Consider the following 609-nt stretch of genomic DNA (forward strand, 5'->3'; position numbering starts at 1 on the left):
TTCCGCAAGACATGTTTGAGATATTTTATTAAAAGTGCGGGTGAAGGGAGTCGAACCCCCACGCCAAAGGCGCTAGATCCTAAGTCTAGTGCGTCTGCCAATTCCGCCACACCCGCATATTTCATTAAAATGGTGAGCCATGAAGGACTCGAACCTTCGACCCTCTGATTAAAAGTCAGATGCTCTACCAACTGAGCTAATGGCTCTTGCAATAAAAACTGGTGCCGACTAGAGGACTTGAACCCCCAACCTACTGATTACAAGTCAGTTGCTCTACCAATTGAGCTAAGTCGGCTAAATGGTGGAGGATGACGGGATCGAACCGCCGACCCCCTGCTTGTAAGGCAGGTGCTCTCCCAGCTGAGCTAATCCTCCGAATTGCCTGGCAACGTCCTACTCTCACAGGGACAAGGTCCCAACTACCATCGGCGCTAGAGAGCTTAACTTCCGTGTTCGGTATGGGAACGGGTGTGGCCTCTCTGCCATCATTACCAGACTGTATTCATTTAAGACAAGAATTATTGTAACTCATTTAACTTTTAAAGTCAACAAGTTTTTTATATTCTTTCAAAACTAGATAACATTGCTTCATATTATATGGTTAAGTCC

Annotated in this window: 4 tRNA genes and 1 rRNA gene; all 5 read right to left on the minus strand. The window is 45.8% G+C overall.

Annotated elements, in window-relative coordinates:
• Positions 1-35: 35 nt before the first annotated feature.
• Positions 36-116: transfer RNA gene (locus tag DN390_RS28625), tRNA-Leu, on the minus strand.
• Between the two features lie 14 nt (positions 117-130).
• Positions 131-206 (minus strand) — tRNA-Lys (locus tag DN390_RS28630).
• A 13-nt stretch (positions 207-219) separates the two neighbouring features.
• Positions 220-295 (minus strand) — tRNA-Thr (locus tag DN390_RS28635).
• 4 nt (positions 296-299) lie between these two features.
• Positions 300-375, minus strand: a tRNA-Val gene (locus DN390_RS28640).
• A gap of 5 nt (positions 376-380) precedes the next feature.
• Positions 381-496: ribosomal RNA gene (rrf, locus tag DN390_RS28645) — 5S ribosomal RNA — on the minus strand.
• Positions 497-609: the final 113 nt, after the last annotated feature.

It is taken from the genome of Bacillus sp. SH7-1 (assembly GCF_008042405.1).
Lineage (GTDB): Bacteria > Bacillota > Bacilli > Bacillales > Bacillaceae_G > Bacillus_A > Bacillus_A thuringiensis_N.